The sequence below is a fragment of the Streptococcus sp. SP8 genome, from assembly GCF_030440045.1.
GTDB lineage: Bacteria > Bacillota > Bacilli > Lactobacillales > Streptococcaceae > Streptococcus > Streptococcus parasanguinis_I.
The window spans coordinates 333,059-350,571 of sequence record NZ_JAQFJL010000001.1 but is presented as its reverse complement, the minus strand read 5'-3'; the positions used below and the strand labels follow the sequence as shown (position 1 = coordinate 350,571).

At 38.9% G+C, this 17,513-nt stretch carries 17 protein-coding genes; 15 read left to right on the top strand and 2 right to left on the bottom strand.

All coding sequences use genetic code 11. The features are described 5' to 3' along the window. Nucleotides 1-15: 15 nt before the first annotated feature. Nucleotides 16-396 carry a VOC family protein gene (locus PCY11_RS01765; RefSeq protein ID WP_070673897.1) on the top strand — a complete coding sequence of 127 codons (381 nt, stop codon included), beginning with the start codon at nt 16-18 and terminating at the stop codon, nt 394-396. 110 nt (nt 397-506) lie between these two features. Then, the gene (locus tag PCY11_RS01760; protein ID WP_070673898.1) at nt 507-1,889 is read left to right on the top strand and encodes a polysaccharide deacetylase family protein; all 1,383 of its coding nucleotides are present in this window, start codon (nt 507-509) and stop codon (nt 1,887-1,889) included. 42 nt (nt 1,890-1,931) lie between these two features. On the opposite strand, the gene PCY11_RS01755 is transcribed toward PCY11_RS01760, so the two are convergent. Both PCY11_RS01755 and PCY11_RS01750 read right to left on the bottom strand, forming a co-directional pair. Then, nucleotides 1,932-3,017, bottom strand: a complete 1,086-nt coding sequence (locus tag PCY11_RS01755) for a DEAD/DEAH box helicase (protein ID WP_070845453.1) — start codon at nt 3,015-3,017, stop codon at nt 1,932-1,934. After that, on the bottom strand, nt 3,014-3,994 hold the full coding sequence (locus PCY11_RS01750) for a Gfo/Idh/MocA family protein (protein ID WP_070845454.1): 981 nt from the start codon (nt 3,992-3,994) through the stop codon (nt 3,014-3,016). Before PCY11_RS01750 ends, PCY11_RS01755 begins: the two co-directional genes overlap by 4 nt. A 127-nt stretch (nt 3,995-4,121) precedes the next feature. Between PCY11_RS01750 and PCY11_RS01745 the strand changes: the two genes are divergently transcribed. The 13 genes from PCY11_RS01745 (at nt 4,122) to PCY11_RS01685 (ending at nt 17,507) form a co-directional block, all read left to right on the top strand. Next, complete coding sequence (locus PCY11_RS01745) at nt 4,122-4,832, top strand: glycosyltransferase family 2 protein (RefSeq protein WP_049490916.1); 711 nt, start codon at nt 4,122-4,124, stop codon at nt 4,830-4,832. A 1-nt stretch (nt 4,833) separates the two neighbouring features. After that, a complete protein-coding gene (locus PCY11_RS01740) occupies nt 4,834-5,169 on the top strand; it encodes a DUF2304 domain-containing protein (protein WP_049472006.1) in 336 nt (111 codons plus the stop codon). Continuing rightward, nucleotides 5,159-6,436, top strand: coding sequence for a lipopolysaccharide biosynthesis protein (locus tag PCY11_RS01735; protein WP_070845479.1), 1,278 nt, complete (start codon nt 5,159-5,161; stop codon nt 6,434-6,436). The genes PCY11_RS01740 and PCY11_RS01735 overlap by 11 nt, the downstream gene beginning before the upstream one ends. Then, the gene (locus tag PCY11_RS01730) at nt 6,420-7,202 is read left to right on the top strand and encodes a glycosyltransferase (protein ID WP_049472004.1); all 783 of its coding nucleotides are present in this window, start codon (nt 6,420-6,422) and stop codon (nt 7,200-7,202) included. Before PCY11_RS01735 ends, PCY11_RS01730 begins: the two co-directional genes overlap by 17 nt. Nucleotides 7,203-7,300: 98 nt before the next feature. Beyond that, nucleotides 7,301-8,275, top strand: coding sequence for a glycosyltransferase family 2 protein (locus PCY11_RS01725; RefSeq protein WP_231065236.1), 975 nt, complete (start codon nt 7,301-7,303; stop codon nt 8,273-8,275). Between the two features lie 56 nt (nt 8,276-8,331). Next, nucleotides 8,332-9,258 carry a glycosyltransferase family 2 protein gene (locus tag PCY11_RS01720; RefSeq protein WP_061590793.1) on the top strand — a complete coding sequence of 309 codons (927 nt, stop codon included), beginning with the start codon at nt 8,332-8,334 and terminating at the stop codon, nt 9,256-9,258. Nucleotides 9,259-9,323: 65 nt separating this feature from the next. Beyond that, complete coding sequence (rfbD, locus tag PCY11_RS01715) at nt 9,324-10,175, top strand: dTDP-4-dehydrorhamnose reductase (protein ID WP_045764001.1); 852 nt, start codon at nt 9,324-9,326, stop codon at nt 10,173-10,175. A gap of 107 nt (nt 10,176-10,282) precedes the next feature. Then, nucleotides 10,283-11,431 (top strand): beta 1-4 rhamnosyltransferase Cps2T, encoded by a 1,149-nt coding sequence (cps2T, locus tag PCY11_RS01710; protein ID WP_061590795.1) that lies wholly within the window; start codon nt 10,283-10,285, stop codon nt 11,429-11,431. Further along, nucleotides 11,428-12,369 carry a glycosyltransferase family 2 protein gene (locus PCY11_RS01705; RefSeq protein ID WP_070845455.1) on the top strand — a complete coding sequence of 314 codons (942 nt, stop codon included), beginning with the start codon at nt 11,428-11,430 and terminating at the stop codon, nt 12,367-12,369. Before cps2T ends, PCY11_RS01705 begins: the two co-directional genes overlap by 4 nt. Continuing rightward, a complete protein-coding gene (locus PCY11_RS01700) occupies nt 12,369-13,175 on the top strand; it encodes an ABC transporter permease (RefSeq protein WP_003003247.1) in 807 nt (268 codons plus the stop codon). The genes PCY11_RS01705 and PCY11_RS01700 overlap by 1 nt, the downstream gene beginning before the upstream one ends. Further along, nucleotides 13,175-14,398 carry an ABC transporter ATP-binding protein gene (locus PCY11_RS01695; protein ID WP_070845456.1) on the top strand — a complete coding sequence of 408 codons (1,224 nt, stop codon included), beginning with the start codon at nt 13,175-13,177 and terminating at the stop codon, nt 14,396-14,398. Before PCY11_RS01700 ends, PCY11_RS01695 begins: the two co-directional genes overlap by 1 nt. A gap of 12 nt (nt 14,399-14,410) precedes the next feature. Next, on the top strand, nt 14,411-15,760 hold the full coding sequence (locus PCY11_RS01690; protein ID WP_070845457.1) for a glycosyltransferase family 2 protein: 1,350 nt from the start codon (nt 14,411-14,413) through the stop codon (nt 15,758-15,760). Between the two features lies 1 nt (nt 15,761). Next, nucleotides 15,762-17,507 carry a rhamnan synthesis F family protein gene (locus PCY11_RS01685; RefSeq protein ID WP_070845458.1) on the top strand — a complete coding sequence of 582 codons (1,746 nt, stop codon included), beginning with the start codon at nt 15,762-15,764 and terminating at the stop codon, nt 17,505-17,507. Nucleotides 17,508-17,513: the final 6 nt, after the last annotated feature.

The following is a 17,513-nucleotide window of genomic DNA, read 5'->3' as shown; positions in this document are numbered from 1 at the left end:
AAAAGAGGAATACCTATGAGTTCAAAAATGTTGCACACTTGCCTTCGTGTGGAAAACTTAGAAAAATCAATCGCTTTTTACCAAGATGCTTTTGGTTTTGAAGAAAAACGTCGGAAAGATTTCCCAGACTACAAGTTCACGATTGTTTATTTGGCCTTGCCTGGAGATGACTATGAGCTGGAATTGACTTACAATTATGATCATGGTCCATATGTCATCGGAGATGGCTATGCTCACGTTGCCTTGAGTACTCCTGATCTAGAAGGTTTGAATGCGGAACACAAGGCTAAAGGCTATGAAGTGACAGAACCAAAAGGTCTTCCAGGGACGCAACCGAATTACTATTTCGTTGTAGATCCGGATGGGTATAAGGTAGAAGTCATTCGCTTAAAATAAGAGGGACTAAAAACAAGGGCCGCTGTCGGCTACGACAGTCGCCCTCTTTTTTATGAAACCATTTACAAAAAAGGAATGTTTTTTCGAGAGAAATTTGCTATAATAAAGTTATGAGATTCAAACACACGAAAACTATTTTATTAATCATTACAAATCTCCTTTTACTGAGTCTTTTGTATATTGGCTATCAAAAGATTCAAAGGGTTCGTGAACAAAAAGCCTATCAGGATCAGTTTGCCAAGGTCACCCAACTAGAGAAAAACTCTGAAAAAGGGAAAGATGTTCAAGTTCAGGAAGGGATTTTAGGAACTTCTTATGTGACGGCTTATTATCCTACTAAAGATGGACAGCCTGTTGAGATTGTGAAAGAGAAGATCCAAGAAGACCTTCAGCGTCTAGGATCCGATGAAAAAACCAAAGAACCAAAGCATTTGACCTTCTACCATAGTGAAGAAGCAGAAGCGCCTTTTGTTGGTTATCACCCTATCCAAATCAAACGGGCTGAATACCAGTACAAAAAAGGGAAATTCATCAAAGATGAGACGGTGAAGTTGCCCCTCTTTTACTTGGATGATGATAGTAACCCTTTGACCCTCAGCCAGGTTTTTGCGGATCCAGATGGAGCCAAACAGATCTTTTTGGAGGAATTACGGGGGAATCTAGCCTTTCGTCAGCTGGATGAGGAAAGCATTGATCAAATGGTTGCCCACTTCTCAGAGTTGGATTTGAGCCAATGGGAATTCCAATATGAAAAAGGAATTTTCACTATTCCATTTCCAACCAAGGTTAAGGGAGACGATACCTTTACTGTTCCCTTGTCTAAATTCTACGACGTGATTGATACAGAGCGCTTGCTTCCTGATGATCTAGCTTCTTACGAATCCTATATAGAAGAACGCCACCGTAAGATGATTGCCCTGACCTTTGATGATGGACCAGATCCAACCACGACTCCTCAGGCGCTGGCCATCTTAAAGAAATACAATGCTAAAGCTACCTTCTTTATGGTTGGAAAAAATGTCAGCGCGAATCCGGATATTGCTAAGCAAGTCCGCAAAGAAGGTCATCAAATCGGGAACCATACCTGGGATCATCCTCAGTTGCCAAAATTGAGCTTGGATAATGCTAAAAAAGAGATCTTGGATACCCAAGAAGCTATTCAAAAAGCGACAGGTGTGCAGACCAAGATTACCCGTCCTCCGTATGGAGCCATCAATAGTGCCATCCAATACGGTGTCGACCAATCCTTCATCATGTGGGATGTGGATAGCCTAGATTGGAAGACGCATAATACGACGGCTATTCTCAATGAAGTGAAAAAAGAAGTCAAACCGGGTTCGATTATCCTCATGCATGATATCCATCAAACCACGATTGACGCTCTACCGACCGTCCTTGACTACCTCAAATCACAAGGCTATACCTTTGTAACGGTGGATGAATTGTTGGATTATCAACTTGAAAGTCATCGCATTTATTACAATGGAAATTAACGTAAAAATCCTCTGCAGTTCATTCACTAGCAGAGGATTTTCTTATTCATTTAAAAAGAGTTGAGAATTTTTTAAAACCAGTTCACGTACAGAAGCGTATTTTTTTAAGGATTTGAGTTCTTCTGGGTGGGTGATAAAGGTGATTACATAGCCCTCACGCCCCATTCGTCCTGTTCGACCGGCACGGTGGGTATAGGTCTCCACATCACGAGGAATATCGTAGTTAATCACACACTCAAGATGTTCAATATCGATGCCACGAGCGACCAAATCGGTGGCCAGCAAGAGGGTCAGCTGATGGTCTTTGAAGCGTTCCAGAATGACCTTGCGGTATTTGACATTGACATCGCTTGCGAGCGATACGGCCTCAACACCACGGTATTGTAGTTTTTCTTCAGCACTACCCAGATCAGACAGGCTATTGAAAAAAGCCAGACCACGAAAATCTTCGACGTAGGCGAGTTTGCGGAGCAATTCAACCTTGTCCCGCTTATCCACTTGCATATAAAAATGTTGGATATTATCCAAAGAAACTCCATCAACCGTAACGCGAAGAGTATTTTCCTCTAGTTGGTCAGGATCGACCTTGGCTGTGGCGCTCATATAGATATATTGGTGGTCACGGGGAGCATAGTGGCTGATTTTGTCGACGAAGTGGTACTGAGAATCGCTCAGTAATTGGTCGAATTCATCTAAAATGATGGTTTCTACATTCATCATTTTGATCTTTTTCAGCTTGATCAGTTCAAAGATCCGACCAGGCGTCCCAACCAGGATTTCGGGTCCTTTTTTGAGGCGTTCGATTTGCCGTTTTTGACTAGATCCTGAAAGGAAGAGTTGTGTCTGGAGACCGAGAGGCTCTGCCCATTGTTTGGTGACATCAAAAATTTGTCCTGCTAATTCTGTATTAGGAGCCAAAATCAAGAGTTGTTGGGCCTTCTTCGGTTTGAGTTTGAGCAAGCTCGGAAAGAGGTAGGCGAGTGTCTTACCAGTACCGGTAGGACTGATCCCGAGGACATTTTCTCCTTCATAGATAGGGGAGAAGATCTGTTCCTGAATTTCAGTGAATGTATCAAATCCGAGTGTTTCTAACTGGTCTTTCCAGCTTTGTGGAAATTGTTCTTTCATTCTTTTTCATCCTTAAATTGTATTCCAGCGCTTTGACGCATCTGGTAGAGGGTTTCATGGACCTGCTCAGCTGTTTGTAACCATTCAAGATAAGCAGCTGGCTTTTGATGAGCGATGGCAAGGGCAAAGGCTTCCGCCTCTTCTTGCATTTGGTGCGGGCAGGACTGGATCGGAAGGTCGATAACTTCCCCAGAATGGCTGACGAAGCGAGCCTGGTTGATGGCTGCTACAGCATTGAGAGTCAGCGTTCCAGTCTTGGTGTAGATTTCAGCAGGTAGATGGCTGGTGATATTTTTCCCTGCCTGAATGGCAACCTGAAACTCTGGATAAATCAAGACACCTTGACCATAGAGATCAACCGAATTGGGTAATTGCTGAGCGGTGTAGTGACTGGAGATCGGTTCTCCAAAGAAGCCAATCGCCAAGTAGAGGCAGTAGACACCCAGATCCATCAAAGCTCCACCTGCATAGACATCTGAGAAAATATTGGGCATCTCACCTGCAAGAAGGGCTGGCAATTTGGAAGAATATTTGGCAAAGGTGAAGTTGGCGCCCAGTATTTCCTGATTAGAGAGGAAGTCTTTAACTACTTGAAATGCTGCTTCTTGGTAATTTCTGGCAGCTTCAAAGAGATAGACCTGGTGCTCCTTAGCGAGCTTGACCAGTTCCTTCCATTCAGAAGGCTTGGTCACAGCCGGTTTTTCAATGATGACATGCTTCTTGGCCAGAATAGCAAGCTTGGCCTGAGCGAAATGAAGAGAATTGGGGCTAGCAATGTAAATCACATCCAGCTCACTGTCTAAGAAGTCGATGAAATCCGTGTAGCAAGAGACCGCCCCATAAGGCTCACAAAACTCTTGAGCTGTCTTCATCTTTCTCGAATACACAGCATGCAAGTGATAGTGGCCTGTCTGATGAGCAGCTGTAATAAATTCATGTGAAATCCAACTCGTACCAATAATTCCCAGCTTTAACATAAGGTGTCCTTCCGTAATCGATTCACTCTATTATACCATGAAAAGGGGGAGGGGACAGTATAAAGTAGAAAATATGCACTGATTATTGTATAATGAAGTGATATGCTTAGAAGGGAAAACAATAGGATTGAGAAATTCAGAATTACTGATCATTATTCCTGCTTATAATGAGAGTGGAAATATTGAAAAAACAATCAAGATGATTGAAGAACATACACCTGAATTTGATTATGTCATTATCAATGATTGTTCTACAGATCATACACTTGAAATTTGTCGCAATAACAACTTTAACGTTATCGATTTACCGATTAATTTAGGAATTGGTGGTGCTGTCCAGACTGGTTATCAATATGCAGTTAAAAATGGCTATCAATATGCTGTTCAAGTGGATGGAGATGGTCAGCATAATCCTGAATTTATCAGAAAGATGCTTCAAGTCCTTCAAGAGAAGAATGTGAATATGGTGATTGGCTCTCGTTTCATTGAAAATCAAGGTTTCCAATCCTCCTTCGCGCGACGGATTGGAATTTCATTTTTTGAAAAATTAATTAAGATTTTAACCGGTCAAAAGGTAACAGATCCAACCTCAGGATTGCGAGTGGCTGATCGAAAGGTGATTGAAGAATTTGCTAAACAATATCCAAGTGATTATCCAGAACCAGAGACGATTGTGTCCCTCTTAACCTCAGGCTATTCCGTTGCAGAAGTGCCTGTATTAATGAATGAACGAGAACACGGAGAATCGTCCATCACATTAAGCAAGTCTGTTTACTATATGATCAAAGTGACAATGGCAATGCTATTGGCTAGAATTGGTGGAGGATATAAGAAATAACATGTTAAATATTTGGTTAACCCTTATTGTAATTATTTTTATCGTTTATATTCTACGCCTAGTTGCAAAGAAAGTCGTTGAACTGAGAAATGTCATTTCTTGGCTCATTCTTTGTTTGCTATCGTTGCCAGTCATTTGGTTTCCTAATTTGATTGGAGCAATATCTTTATTTCTTGGTATTCAGACACTAAGTAACTTTATTTTTTTATTAAGTACATTTTTATTAATATTTTTAATTTTTTCATTAACTCGTACTGTATCAAAACAATCAGTACAGATTAAGAAATTGTCACAAACGATTGCTTTATTAAGAAGTGAGAATGAAAATGAACAATAAAGTAAATAGGAGTATTTATTTTTGGAATTTTGCAGGAAATATAGCAGCAGCTGCAGTCTCAATATTGTATTTGATTATTGTCTCTCGTTATACTTCCGCAAGTGATGCTGATAATTTTAGTTTGGCTTATGCAATTGGAAACCTATGGGTTGTAATTGGTATTTTTCAAGTTAGAAATTATCAGGCGACTGATTTGAAAGAAACGTACTCGTATTTGGAATATTGGCTAACTAGGGTTATTACAGTTTGTTTAATGTTAGTTTCACTATTTCCGTATTTATTTTTTAGTGGAAATAATGTTGGAAAAGGGGATTTATTTTTAATTATCATTCTAACAGTTATTTATCGTTCATGTGATGCTTTTTCTGATTTATTCCAAGGATTATTTCAACAACATGAACGTTTAGATATTGCAGGGAAATTAATGGTGCTTCGTTATAGTTTAAGCACAATCATTCTCCTAATTAGTTTGTTACTTTCAAATTCTTTAATTTTTTCTTTAATTTGTTTATGTTTTTTTAATGTTCTTTTTGTTTTTGGGGGTGATTACATCCAATCCAAACAAATAAGAACGATACCTTTTAATCAGATTTCATCTGCTACATTTAAGCAATCAATTAGCATCATGAAAACTTGCCTTCCATTGTTTGTCAACGGCTTTTTATTGGTATATGTATTGAATTATCCAAAACAAGTGATTGATAAATTGCTAGTAGAGGGCGTATTACGTGAAGGTGCTCAAAGGGATTTCAGTATTCTATTCATGCCTGTTTTCTTTATGAGTTTATTTGTATTAGCACTGAGACCGTTAATAACCGATTTGGCAAAACAATGGTCAGAAAAAAGATTTTATACATTTAATGCTATGATTCGTAAGATTTTATTATTACTTATGATTTTGGGACTGGTTGTATCAATACTAGCCTATTTGATAGGGGTTCCTATTTTAAATATTATAAGTGGTATTGATTTATCAAATTATAGTTTATTACTTACTATTTTAGTGCTTTCCGGCTTTTTATATTCTATAGCTTCTGTCATAGGTGATTTTTTAATTATATTGAGGAAACAAGTCTATCTACTCTATGTTTATGTCGCAATGGCGTTATTGACGAATATTCTTACGCCTATAGTGATGAGGGAGTTTGGCTTGTTTGGAGCAGGGCTTAGTTTTGTTATTGTTATGTTGTTTTACACCATTGCTAGTTGGATTGTCTTTGTAATTATGAGAAGGAAGGAGATTCAAAAATATGAATCAGTGGAATGATCATACATTTGTAATCTGTGCTTATGGGGATAGTCCTTTTTTAGAGGATTGTATAAACTCGTTATTAAGCCAAACCGTAAAAAGTAATATCATTTTGTATACTTCTACTCCAAGTGTATTTATCGAAAGTATTTGCCAAAAATATGCCATTCCGTTTAATACAACTGTAGGTGGCGGGATTGGAAAAGATTGGAATAATGCTTTATCTTTTGTTACTACCCAATATGCTACAATAGCCCATCAAGATGATTATTATGAGCCAACCTATTTAATGGAAATTCAAGAGAGGATAAAGAAGCATCAAGATGCTATCATTCTTTATTCTGATTATTTTGAAGAAAAAAACGGAGAGGTCATTAAACCGACTTCAAATCTAAAAATCAAATCATTAATGTTAAAAACAATCTCATTATTCCCTAAAACTAAGTGGTGGAGAAATCGGATTCTTGCTTTTGGAAATCCAATTTGTTGCCCTGCTGTAACTTATAATTTAGAATTGGTTAAGGGCTTTAGATTTGATGAGGAATGGAGAGTTAGTCTAGATTGGCTTGCCTGGTACCATTTGGCTAAATTTGATGGCAGATTTGTATATGTTCCAAAAAAATTAATGTGCCATCGTATTCATGAAGACTCTGAAACGAGTAATACCATTAGTGACAATACTCGAACAAAGGAAGATTACATGATGTTTAAACTCTTTTGGCCAAACGGATTAGCGAAATGTTTAAATCGTTTTTATAAAAAGAGTCAGGATACGAATGGTTAAAGTTTGCGTGCTCGAGGTTTGATAACAATATAAAAGTATGAATATCTTAATTATTTGAAAAACTATGGGTTCTATTAAAATATATAAAGGATAAGATTGTGAAAGAAGCGCCTAAGATTAGTGTCATTATTCCAGTATATAATGCAGAATTATATCTCAAAAGATGTATAGATTCCGTTTTGAATCAAAGTTTTAAATCATTTGAAATTATTGCAATTGATGATGGTTCAAAGGATAATTCGTTTAAAATATTGAATGAATACCAACAATTTTCTCCAAATATTAGAACTTTGAGTCGAGAAAATAAAGGTGCAGCCTATACTAGAAATGAAGGTATCAAGCTTGCAAAAGGTGAATTCATCATGTTTATCGATAGTGATGATTATATAAACCCAGATTACTTGCAGGTGTTTTATGATGAAATATCAAGTGGGATAGATGATGCAGTTATTGGTGGTCTTCAGAGAGTAAACCAAGATGGTAAACAACTATTTTCTATCCAATTGGGTAAAGATAAATGGTCGAAATATAGATCGATTTCACCATGTGCTCGCATCTATAGAAAAAAATTTTTAGTAGATCACGAACTTTCTTTTCCAGATATTCCGCTGGCTGAGGACTTGTTATTCAGCTTAACGGTATATACAAAATCTGAAAATATAAGAACTATCCCATATTGTGGATATAATTGGTTTTATAATGAGAATAGTGCCTCTAATACATTAAATAAAGGATTTAACCCAAATTTAGATATCAAGAATGTACTTGATAAAATTGCAGCGATTATCCCTAAAGATTTTTCTGAAACTAAATTAATTAAATTTTTTATAAAAAAATTTACTCTTTATTGGTTATTGGACGGTGGGAGACATTCTACAAGTGCAGAGTTTTTACGTCAATATAAAGAAATTAATGATTGGATCAGGATAAATGGAATGAAGTCCACTCTTTCTGTTTTTGATCGAGAAATTAGAGATGAGAGGTTTATGGTTAAACTAGCTATCTTTACAATGAACTTGATTGAAAAGCTCGGTTTATTAAAACTGTTTGCAAAACTGTATTGTAAAGGGTAGTTAGAAGATATACAGTTTACTGATAAGTTAGTAGCAGATGTTAATAGGAGCAATGAATGGTTATATCAGTTGTAGTCCCATGTTTTAACGAAGAAGAATCGATTCCATTGTTTTATCGAGAAATGGAACGTGTTCGGATGAAGATGGGAGAAAAGTTTGAATATATTTTTATAAATGATGGCTCTTCAGATGGTACGCTATCTGTTCTTCAAAAGCTACATGTTACAGATTCAAATGTGCACTACCTTTCTTTTTCTCGAAATTTCGGGAAAGAGGCGGCGCTGTACGCTGGACTTGAGCGTGCTAGTGGTGAATACGTGACCGTCATGGATGTAGATCTGCAGGACCCTCCTGAGTTATTGATCGAAATGAAGCAGAAGTTGGAGGAACAGCCGAATTTAGACTGTGTCGGAACGAGACGCGTAACCCGTGATGGGGAACCACCGATCCGCTCTTTCTTTGCGCGAATGTTTTATAAATTGATCAATCATATTAGCCAAGTGGAAATGGTTGACGGGGCGCGTGATTTCCGTTTGATGCGCCGTCCCATGGTCGATGCCATTATGGAGTTATCGGAGTACAATCGTTTCTCAAAAGGAATTTTTGCTTGGGTAGGATTTGAGACAGAATACCTCGAATATAAAAATGTAGAGCGCGTAGCAGGAGAGACGTCTTGGAATTTTTGGTCCCTCTTTAAGTATTCGATTGAAGGGATTGTCAATTTTTCGGATGCCCCATTAAACATTGCCTTTATTGGTGGACTTTTATCTTGGATCTTGGCCTTTATCATGGTGATTCTGATTGTGATCCGTACCTTAGTCTTTGGAGATCCTACTTCAGGTTGGCCATCCCTCATGACAGTGATTCTTTTCCTTGGAGGCTTCCAATTGCTAACTATTGGGATTTTAGGAAAATATATCGGTAAAATCTTCATGGAAACCAAGAAGCGTCCAATCTATGTTATTAAAGAGAAAAGTAAGTAAAAAGCAGAAAACTTCTGCTTTTTTTGCTATAATGATAGGGAAAAAGCATTCGAAAGGAACGTAACATGATTTTAATTACAGGTGCAAATGGGCAACTTGGAACAGAACTTCGCCATTTGTTAGACGAACGAAATGAAGAATATGTAGCCGTTGATGTGGCTGAAATGGATATCACAAATGCAGAAAAAGTAGACGAAGTATTCGCAGAAGTAAAACCAACCTTGGTCTACCACTGTGCTGCTTACACAGCTGTTGATGCTGCTGAAGATGAAGGAAAAGAGTTGGACTATGCCATCAACGTGACTGGTACGGAAAATGTAGCAAAGGCATCTGAAAAACACGGTGCAACCTTGGTTTATATCTCAACAGACTATGTTTTTGATGGTAAAAAACCAGTGGGACAAGAATGGGAAGTAGACGATCAACCAGATCCTCAAACAGAGTACGGTCGTACCAAACGTATGGGGGAAGAATTGGTTGAGAAACATGTTTCTAACTTCTATATCATCCGTACAGCTTGGGTCTTCGGGAACTACGGTAAGAACTTTGTCTTCACCATGCAAAACCTTGCCAAGACTCACAAAACACTTACAGTCGTTAATGACCAACACGGGCGTCCAACCTGGACCCGTACTCTCGCAGAGTTTATGACTTATTTGGCTGAAAACCGTAAAGAATATGGTTATTACCATCTATCAAATGATGCTGAAGAAGATACAACTTGGTATGACTTTGCAGTTGAAATCCTCAAAGATACTGATGTAGAAGTGAAGCCAGTGGATTCCAGCCAATTCCCAGCTAAGGCGAAACGTCCACTGAACTCAACAATGAGTTTGGCAAAAGCGAAAGCTACAGGATTCGTTATTCCAACTTGGCAAGATGCCTTGAAAGAATTTTATAAACAAGAAGTGAAATAAGAGAAATTTGAAGCGGCCCTTGAGGGTCGCTTTTCTGTTTGGATTAGGCAAAAAGCCTAGAAAATGGTATAATTGAATAGACTGTAAATGATTTGAAAGGGAACTCTATGCAACATGTTTTTATTATCGGAAGTCGTGGGCTTCCGGCTCAATATGGCGGTTTTGAGACTTTTGTGGACCAATTGGTTTCGTATCAAGTGTCTCCAGATATCCAGTACCATGTTGCCTGCCTTTCTAATGATCAAGCTTTTCAACATTTTGACTACAAGGGTGTCGATTGTTTTACCATTAAAGCCCCTAAGCTTGGGCCTGCGCGTGTCATCGCCTATGATATGATGGCCATCAACTATGCCTTGAAGCTTATTAAGAAACAAGGAATTGAACAGCCGATTTTTTACGTCTTGGGCAATACAATCGGAGCCTTTGTGGCGCCTTTTGCGCGCAAGATCCATAAGATAGGCGGACGATTTTATATCAATCCAGATGGACTGGAGTGGAAGCGGGCCAAGTGGGCCAAGCCGATCCAAGCCTATCTCAAGTATTCTGAAAAGATCATGACGCGCCATGCTGACTTGGTGATTTCTGACAACCCGGGTATTGAGTCTTATATCAAGGAAGCCTATCCTTGGTCCAAGACGACCTATATTGCCTATGGGACGGACTTGTCTCCAACCAGCCTAAGTAGTCAGGATAATAAGGTCCGAGAATTCTATCACAAGTGGCAGACTCAGGAGAAAAACTATTACCTAATTTTGGGCCGTTTTGTCCCAGAAAATAATTACGAGACCGCCATTCGTGAATTTATGGCCTCTTCCACCAAAAGGGATTTGGTGATCATTTGTAACCAGGAAGGCAATCCTTATTTTGAGGAGCTCCGAGATTGTACTGGATTTGATCAGGATCCACGCGTCAAGTTTGTAGGAACGGTCTATGACCAAGACCTGTTGAAGTATATCCGTAAAGAAGCCTTTGCCTATATCCATGGTCATGAAGTGGGCGGAACCAATCCGGGTCTCTTAGAGGCTCTTGCTCACACGGATCTGAATTTAGTTTTAGGAGTCTCCTTTAACCAAACGGTTGCAAAGGACACAGCTCACTATTGGACTAAAGAAACTGGAAATTTGGCGCATTTGATTGATCAGGTCGATCCTTTAGAAGATGTATCTGAATGGGGTCAACGTGCCAAGGCCAATATGAAGCAAAACTTTACCTGGGAAAAAATTGTAGGTGAGTACGAGGAATTATTCTTATCATGAAAGTAAATATCTTGTTGTCCACCTATAATGGTGAACAGTATCTAAAAGAGCAGGTCAAAAGTATCCAAGACCAGACTTATCAAGACTGGCAACTCTTGATCCGAGATGATGGGTCGACAGATGGTACGGTGAAGATTATTCAAGAGTTGGTGGCCCAGGATGAGCGCATTCGTTTTATCAATCAAGGAGCTATCGAAAATCTCGGTGTTATCAGGAGCTTCCATGCGCTTCTGAAATACGAGAAAGCAGATCTTTATTGCTTCAGTGACCAAGATGATGTCTGGCTTCCTGAAAAAATTGCTCTTCAAGTAGCAGAAGCCGAGAAGCATCCTCAAGAAATGCCTTTGCTGGTCTACACCGATTTAAAAGTAGTCGATGAAAACTTGAATGTTCAGCATGAGAGTATGATTCGCACCCAGTCTGATCATGCCAATACAGAATTGATTCAAGAGTTGACGGAAAATACGGTAACTGGCGGTGTAGCCATGATTAACCACGCGCTGGCTGACTTATGGACGGGTCAAGAAAAACATGCACTTCTTATGCATGATTGGTATTTGGCCTTGTTGGCAACTGCATTTGGGAAGCTCATCTATATCGATCGGCCAACAGAATTGTACCGTCAGCACAGTAGCAATGTTCTGGGGGCTCGTACCCTTAGAAAACGGGTTAAAAATTGGGTTCGCCCTCATATTCTTTTTGCTAAATATTGGAATCTCATTGAGTCCAGTCAAGAACAAGCAAAAAATCTATTGGATCTGCCTGTCAGTTCCCAAACTAAAGAAATCATTGAAAACTTTGTCACCATTATGGATGTTTCACTAAAAGAACGTTTGAGACGGATTCGTCAGTACGGTTACCGGAAGAACCGGGCTTTTCATACGGTTGTGTTTACCAGCTTGATTCTGACAAAGTTTGCATATCGAGGTAAAAAATAATGTTTGACGTTTTTAGTCAGAAAAATCGAATTTTATTAAGAGAATTAATCAAAACAGACTTTAAATTACGTTACCAAGGATCAGCAATCGGTTATCTTTGGTCGATTTTAAAGCCCCTGATGACCTTTACGATCATGTATATTGTCTTCATCCGATTCTTACGCTTGGGTGGAGATGTGCCCCATTTCCCAGTTGCCCTCTTGTTGGCCAATGTAATCTGGGGCTTCTTCTCAGAAGCCACATCTATGGGGATGGTGTCGATCGTTAGTCGAGGCGACCTATTGCGGAAGTTGAATTTCTCCAAACATATCATCGTCTTGTCTGCGATTTCAGGAGCAGCCATCAACTTTGTCATTAACCTGGTTGTTGTCTTAATTTTTTCATTCTTTAATGGGGTGACATTCTCTTGGACAGCTTTGATGGTGATTCCGCTATTCTTTGAGTTGTTCTTGATGGCGACAGGATGTGCATTGATCTTAGCGACATTTTTTGTTCGTTTCCGTGACCTAGGTCAAGTCTGGGAAGTACTCCTGCAAGCCGGCCTGTATGCGACGCCAATTATCTATCCGATTACCTTTATTGCAGACCGCAATCCATGGGCTGCTAAGTTGGTCATGATGAATCCTTTGGCTCAAATTATTCAAGATATGCGTTATTTCTTGATTGATAAGGCCAATACCCCTGTCTGGCTTTTGGTGGAAAATAAGTTCTTGGTTTTGATTCCTTATGTTTTACCAATTCTTATTTTTGTTGCTGGCTTTGCTTACTTTAACAAACATGCTAAGAAATTTGCGGAGATTCTCTAATGACAGATAAACAAATTGTAGTAAAAGTAGACCATGTCAGCAAGTACTTTAAGTTGCCAACAGAGGCAACCAATAGTCTTCGAACTGCCCTGGTCAATCGCTTCAAAGGAATCAAAGGATACAAAGAACAACATGTGCTTAAGGATATTTCTTTTGAAGTAGAAAAAGGAGACTTTTTCGGGATCCTCGGAAGAAATGGTTCTGGAAAATCGACTCTCTTGAAAATTATTTCTGAAATCTATGTGCCAGAAAAAGGTACCGTCACTATTGATGGGAAACTGGTGTCTTTTATCGAGCTTGGAGTGGGCTTTAACCCAGAACTGACAGGTCGAGAAAATGTCTATATGAACGGGGCTATGCTAGGCTTCTCAACAGCTGAAATTGATGCCATGTATGATGATATCGTAGACTTTGCCGAGTTGCATGAATTCATGAACCAAAAGCTTAAGAACTACTCATCAGGCATGCAGGTTCGTCTGGCCTTTTCGGTTGCCATTAAGGCCCAAGGGGATATCTTGATTTTGGACGAGGTCCTCGCAGTAGGAGATGAAGCCTTCCAGCGCAAGTGTAACGATTACTTCCAAGAACGCAAGAAATCAGGGAAAACCACGATCCTCGTTACCCATGATATGGGAGCCGTCAAGAAATATTGTAACAAGGCTGTTTTGATTGAAAATGGATTGGTGAAGGCTTTAGGGAGTCCAGAAAATGTTGCCAATCAGTACAGTTTTGATAATACAGCTCCTTTGCAACAGGGAGGAGAAGCTAATGGAGCAGGCAATTCCAACCAGGAAGAAAAAGTCTTGGTAGAAAATTTTCAGCTTCAGTTGTTAAGCTCAAACAAATTACGTCCTCAAGATCCTATTCAGTTCCAGATTGATTTTGATGTTCGTGAAGATATCAGGACCTATATCGCTCTGTCTTTAACGGATATTGATCGGAACATTTGGATCTACAATGATAATTCTATGAATCAACTGATGAGTGGAGCTGGACATAAAACAGTTCATTATACTTGTTCACTGCCAACTGTAAATGACTTAAAAATGAAATTGGAAGTGACAGTAAGGGATGAGGAAGGGCAGATGTTGGCCTTTTCAGATGCCACCCAGACTCCACTGATCTTTATCAATCGAGATGATATTGCTTTGGATGATAAATCAGCAATGGATTCGGCAAGTGGCTTAATCCAACGCAATGGAACATGGTCAATGACTGACTAGACTGAGGGAAATATGGAAACGACGCCTTTTGTTTCGATTATTTGTACGGTTTTTAATAAAGACCCCTGGCTAAAGAAGACGATTGATAGCTTCTTAGCCCAACAAACAGAGTTTGATTATGAGATTATCTTAGTGGATGATGCTTCAAGCGATGGATCTCGTTCTATCATTCATGATTATCAAGCCAACTACCCTGATCTGATTCGTGCCTTTTATCAGGATGAGAATCAGGGAATTTCTAAAACCTGGGTCTCTATCTGTAAAGAAGCACGTGGAAAGTATATTGCCCGCTGTGATGGAGATGATTTTTGGTTAGACCCTTTAAAACTTCAGAAACAGGTTGATTTATTAGAAAGTGAACCTGATTGCAAATGGTCCAATACAGATTTTGATATTTATGATGAACAAGGAACCCTCGTTTCTAAGGCCGGCTTTGCCAAACATACGATTCCATTAGCAGATACCTATGAAAAGATGCTTGCAACAAGAGGGTTTACCATGGCCTCTACATGGCTAGTTGATAGAGATCTGATGTTAGAAGTCAATCAAGAGTTAGACTTAACAACATCAGATGATACTTTCAACCTTCAATTGGAACTCTTTCAACGGACTTCTTTAGCCTATCTGGATGAAGCGACAGTTGCTTATACCATTAATCAAGGATCGGATTCTCGTCCAACTGATTTCAGAAAACTAGAACGCCGATTTCATAAGTTGTTGAAAACACAACTTGAGTATCTTGATAAATATCCAAATGCCGATTATAAAGAGATGACGAAGATCCTTTTAGATCGTAATAATACTTATGAGATTCGTCTTTCCAAACCAATGGATTCTCTTTCACACATCGGAATGGAGTCTGTTACAATTTATTTTGGTGACGAAGAAAATACTTATTCGGAAGATCGTACCATGACCAAACTTCTTCAAAAAGAAGATAGTCTGGCAATCGAAATTCCGAAGGGAACTTCTGTTATCCGAGTTGATCTGTCTGAAAGTCCAAGTTATTACTCTGATGTTGAATTGAGAGATTCTAACGGAAAGGTTTGCTCGCCAGTTTATAGTAATGGTATCGTTACAGATAATTTGTTTCTTTTTAGTGAACCAGATCCTCAATTGATTTATGAAGTTGAAGAAGAAGGTGTGTATCAACTGAGCTATAAAATGATTTCTATAGATAATCCCTCTGCACCGGATTATATTGGAAAAGTTTTTGCTGCCGAAATGTTAGATTGTCAAAATAGTTTGAAAAATCTTGAGGCAGAGTTACAAGCTACGAAAGAAGCATATAATACAGTCATCCATTCTCGCCGTTGGACCATTCCAACAAAGATCTTGAAATTCTTTAGAATAAGGAAATAATATGCAACGTTTACTTTTATATGTTCACTATAATAAGTTTAATTTTATTAGTGGACATGTACTTTACCAATTAGAAAACATTCGTCCCTTGTATTCACGGGTGGTCTTTATCTCCAATAGTCAACTACCAGAAGATGTGAAGTCTAATTTAGTAGCACAGCATCTGGTAGACGATATTCTAGAGCGCCAAAATAGTGGCTTTGACTTTGCGGCTTGGCGGGATGGAATGAAGACAGTTGGCTTTGACCAACTGGCTCATTTTGATTCGGTTACCCTCATGAATGATACCTGCTTTGGACCTCTTTGGGATCTAGAACCAATCTACCAAAAATTTGAGAATGATGATGAGGTTGATTTCTGGGGAATGACCAATTACCGGAAAGACAAGGATTTTAACGAGCATATTCAGAGTTATTATCTCAGCTTTAAAAAACAGGTTATTGAATCAAGTACTTTCCATGAATTTTGGCAGGGAGTTCAAGACTTTACCAATGTTCAGGATGTGATCGATAACTACGAGACCAAGGTCACAACGAACTTCTTGGATGATGGTTTTCACTATAAGACGGTCTTTGATACCATTCATGAAGACACCATAGGAATGCTCTATCCAGACTTTTCTTACTATAATCCTACAGCGATTCTCAATCATAAGGTTCCTTTCATCAAAGTCAAAACCATTGCAAATAATGAAGGAATTATGCCTTATATTTTTGACGAGTTGGAGCGTGTATCGAACTATCCATTAGACTTGATCCTCAACCACATGTCTATGATTGATCGTCCGGACTATCCTTATCTCTTGTCTCGTAAGTACTTGAAAAACCAGGAATTAGCTGGAGAGTTCGGTAAAAAAGTTGCGGTTCATCTTCATGTCTTTTATGTGGACCTCTTGGAAGAATTTCTAGATGCTTTCCAAGCTTTTCATTTCGCTTATGACTTATGGATTACGACAGATGTAGAAGAGAAGAAGCAGGCTATTGAACAAATCCTTTCTAATCGAGCACAAGATGCGACGGTTGTGGTGACTGGAAATATTGGACGAGATGTGTTGCCAATGTTGCTCTTAAAAGAGCAACTCTCTCGTTATGACTATGTAGGCCATTTCCATACCAAGAAATCCAAAGAAGCAGATTTCTGGGCAGGTGAATCTTGGCGCAAAGAATTGATCGAGATGCTGGTCAAACCGGCTGATCAAATCCTAGCCAATATGGAAGCCAATCCAAAAGTCGGAATCACTATCGCAGATATTCCAACTTTCTTCCGTTACAATCGAATAGTGGTTGCTTGGAATGAGGCTCTTATTTCACCAGAGATGAATAAGCTCTGGGAACGGATGGGAGCTACCAAGACAATTGATTTCAAAAATCTCAATACTTTTGTTATGAGTTATGGGACCTTTGTTTGGTTTAAATATGATGCTTTGAAACCACTCTTTGATTTGAATTTGACAGCAGCAGATGTTCCAGCAGAACCTCTTCCTCAAAATTCGATATTGCATGCGATCGAACGTTTGTTGATCTACATTGCTTGGGATCAAAAGTATGACTTTAGGATCTCTCAAAACCCACATGTTCTGACACCATTTATTGATAATAAGCAATTGAACAATCGTGAAGATCTTCAACCCCATACCTTTGTGGACTTTAATCAAATTGGGGGGATAAAAGGAGCCTTGAAGTATATCGTAATTGGTCCTGCAAGAGCTGTGAAATATATACTAAAAAGAATGATAAAAAGAAAGTAGAGTAAA

What these genes read in the sequence shown, in the direction of transcription:
- PCY11_RS01755 (WP_070845453.1), bottom strand. Translation starts at nt 3,017, where the DNA reads ATGAAAGAACAATTTCCACAAAGCTGGAAAGACCAGTTAGAAACACTC.
- PCY11_RS01740 (WP_049472006.1), top strand. Translation starts at nt 4,834, where the DNA reads ATGTTAAATATTTGGTTAACCCTTATTGTAATTATTTTTATCGTTTAT.
- PCY11_RS01760 (WP_070673898.1), top strand. Translation starts at nt 507, where the DNA reads ATGAGATTCAAACACACGAAAACTATTTTATTAATCATTACAAATCTC.
- PCY11_RS01685 (WP_070845458.1), top strand. Translation starts at nt 15,762, where the DNA reads ATGCAACGTTTACTTTTATATGTTCACTATAATAAGTTTAATTTTATT.
- PCY11_RS01750 (WP_070845454.1), bottom strand. Translation starts at nt 3,994, where the DNA reads ATGTTAAAGCTGGGAATTATTGGTACGAGTTGGATTTCACATGAATTT.
- PCY11_RS01730 (WP_049472004.1), top strand. Translation starts at nt 6,420, where the DNA reads ATGAATCAGTGGAATGATCATACATTTGTAATCTGTGCTTATGGGGAT.
- PCY11_RS01735 (WP_070845479.1), top strand. Translation starts at nt 5,159, where the DNA reads ATGAACAATAAAGTAAATAGGAGTATTTATTTTTGGAATTTTGCAGGA.
- PCY11_RS01720 (WP_061590793.1), top strand. Translation starts at nt 8,332, where the DNA reads ATGGTTATATCAGTTGTAGTCCCATGTTTTAACGAAGAAGAATCGATT.
- rfbD (WP_045764001.1), top strand. Translation starts at nt 9,324, where the DNA reads ATGATTTTAATTACAGGTGCAAATGGGCAACTTGGAACAGAACTTCGC.
- PCY11_RS01700 (WP_003003247.1), top strand. Translation starts at nt 12,369, where the DNA reads ATGTTTGACGTTTTTAGTCAGAAAAATCGAATTTTATTAAGAGAATTA.
- PCY11_RS01695 (WP_070845456.1), top strand. Translation starts at nt 13,175, where the DNA reads ATGACAGATAAACAAATTGTAGTAAAAGTAGACCATGTCAGCAAGTAC.
- PCY11_RS01705 (WP_070845455.1), top strand. Translation starts at nt 11,428, where the DNA reads ATGAAAGTAAATATCTTGTTGTCCACCTATAATGGTGAACAGTATCTA.
- PCY11_RS01765 (WP_070673897.1), top strand. Translation starts at nt 16, where the DNA reads ATGAGTTCAAAAATGTTGCACACTTGCCTTCGTGTGGAAAACTTAGAA.
- cps2T (WP_061590795.1), top strand. Translation starts at nt 10,283, where the DNA reads ATGCAACATGTTTTTATTATCGGAAGTCGTGGGCTTCCGGCTCAATAT.
- PCY11_RS01690 (WP_070845457.1), top strand. Translation starts at nt 14,411, where the DNA reads ATGGAAACGACGCCTTTTGTTTCGATTATTTGTACGGTTTTTAATAAA.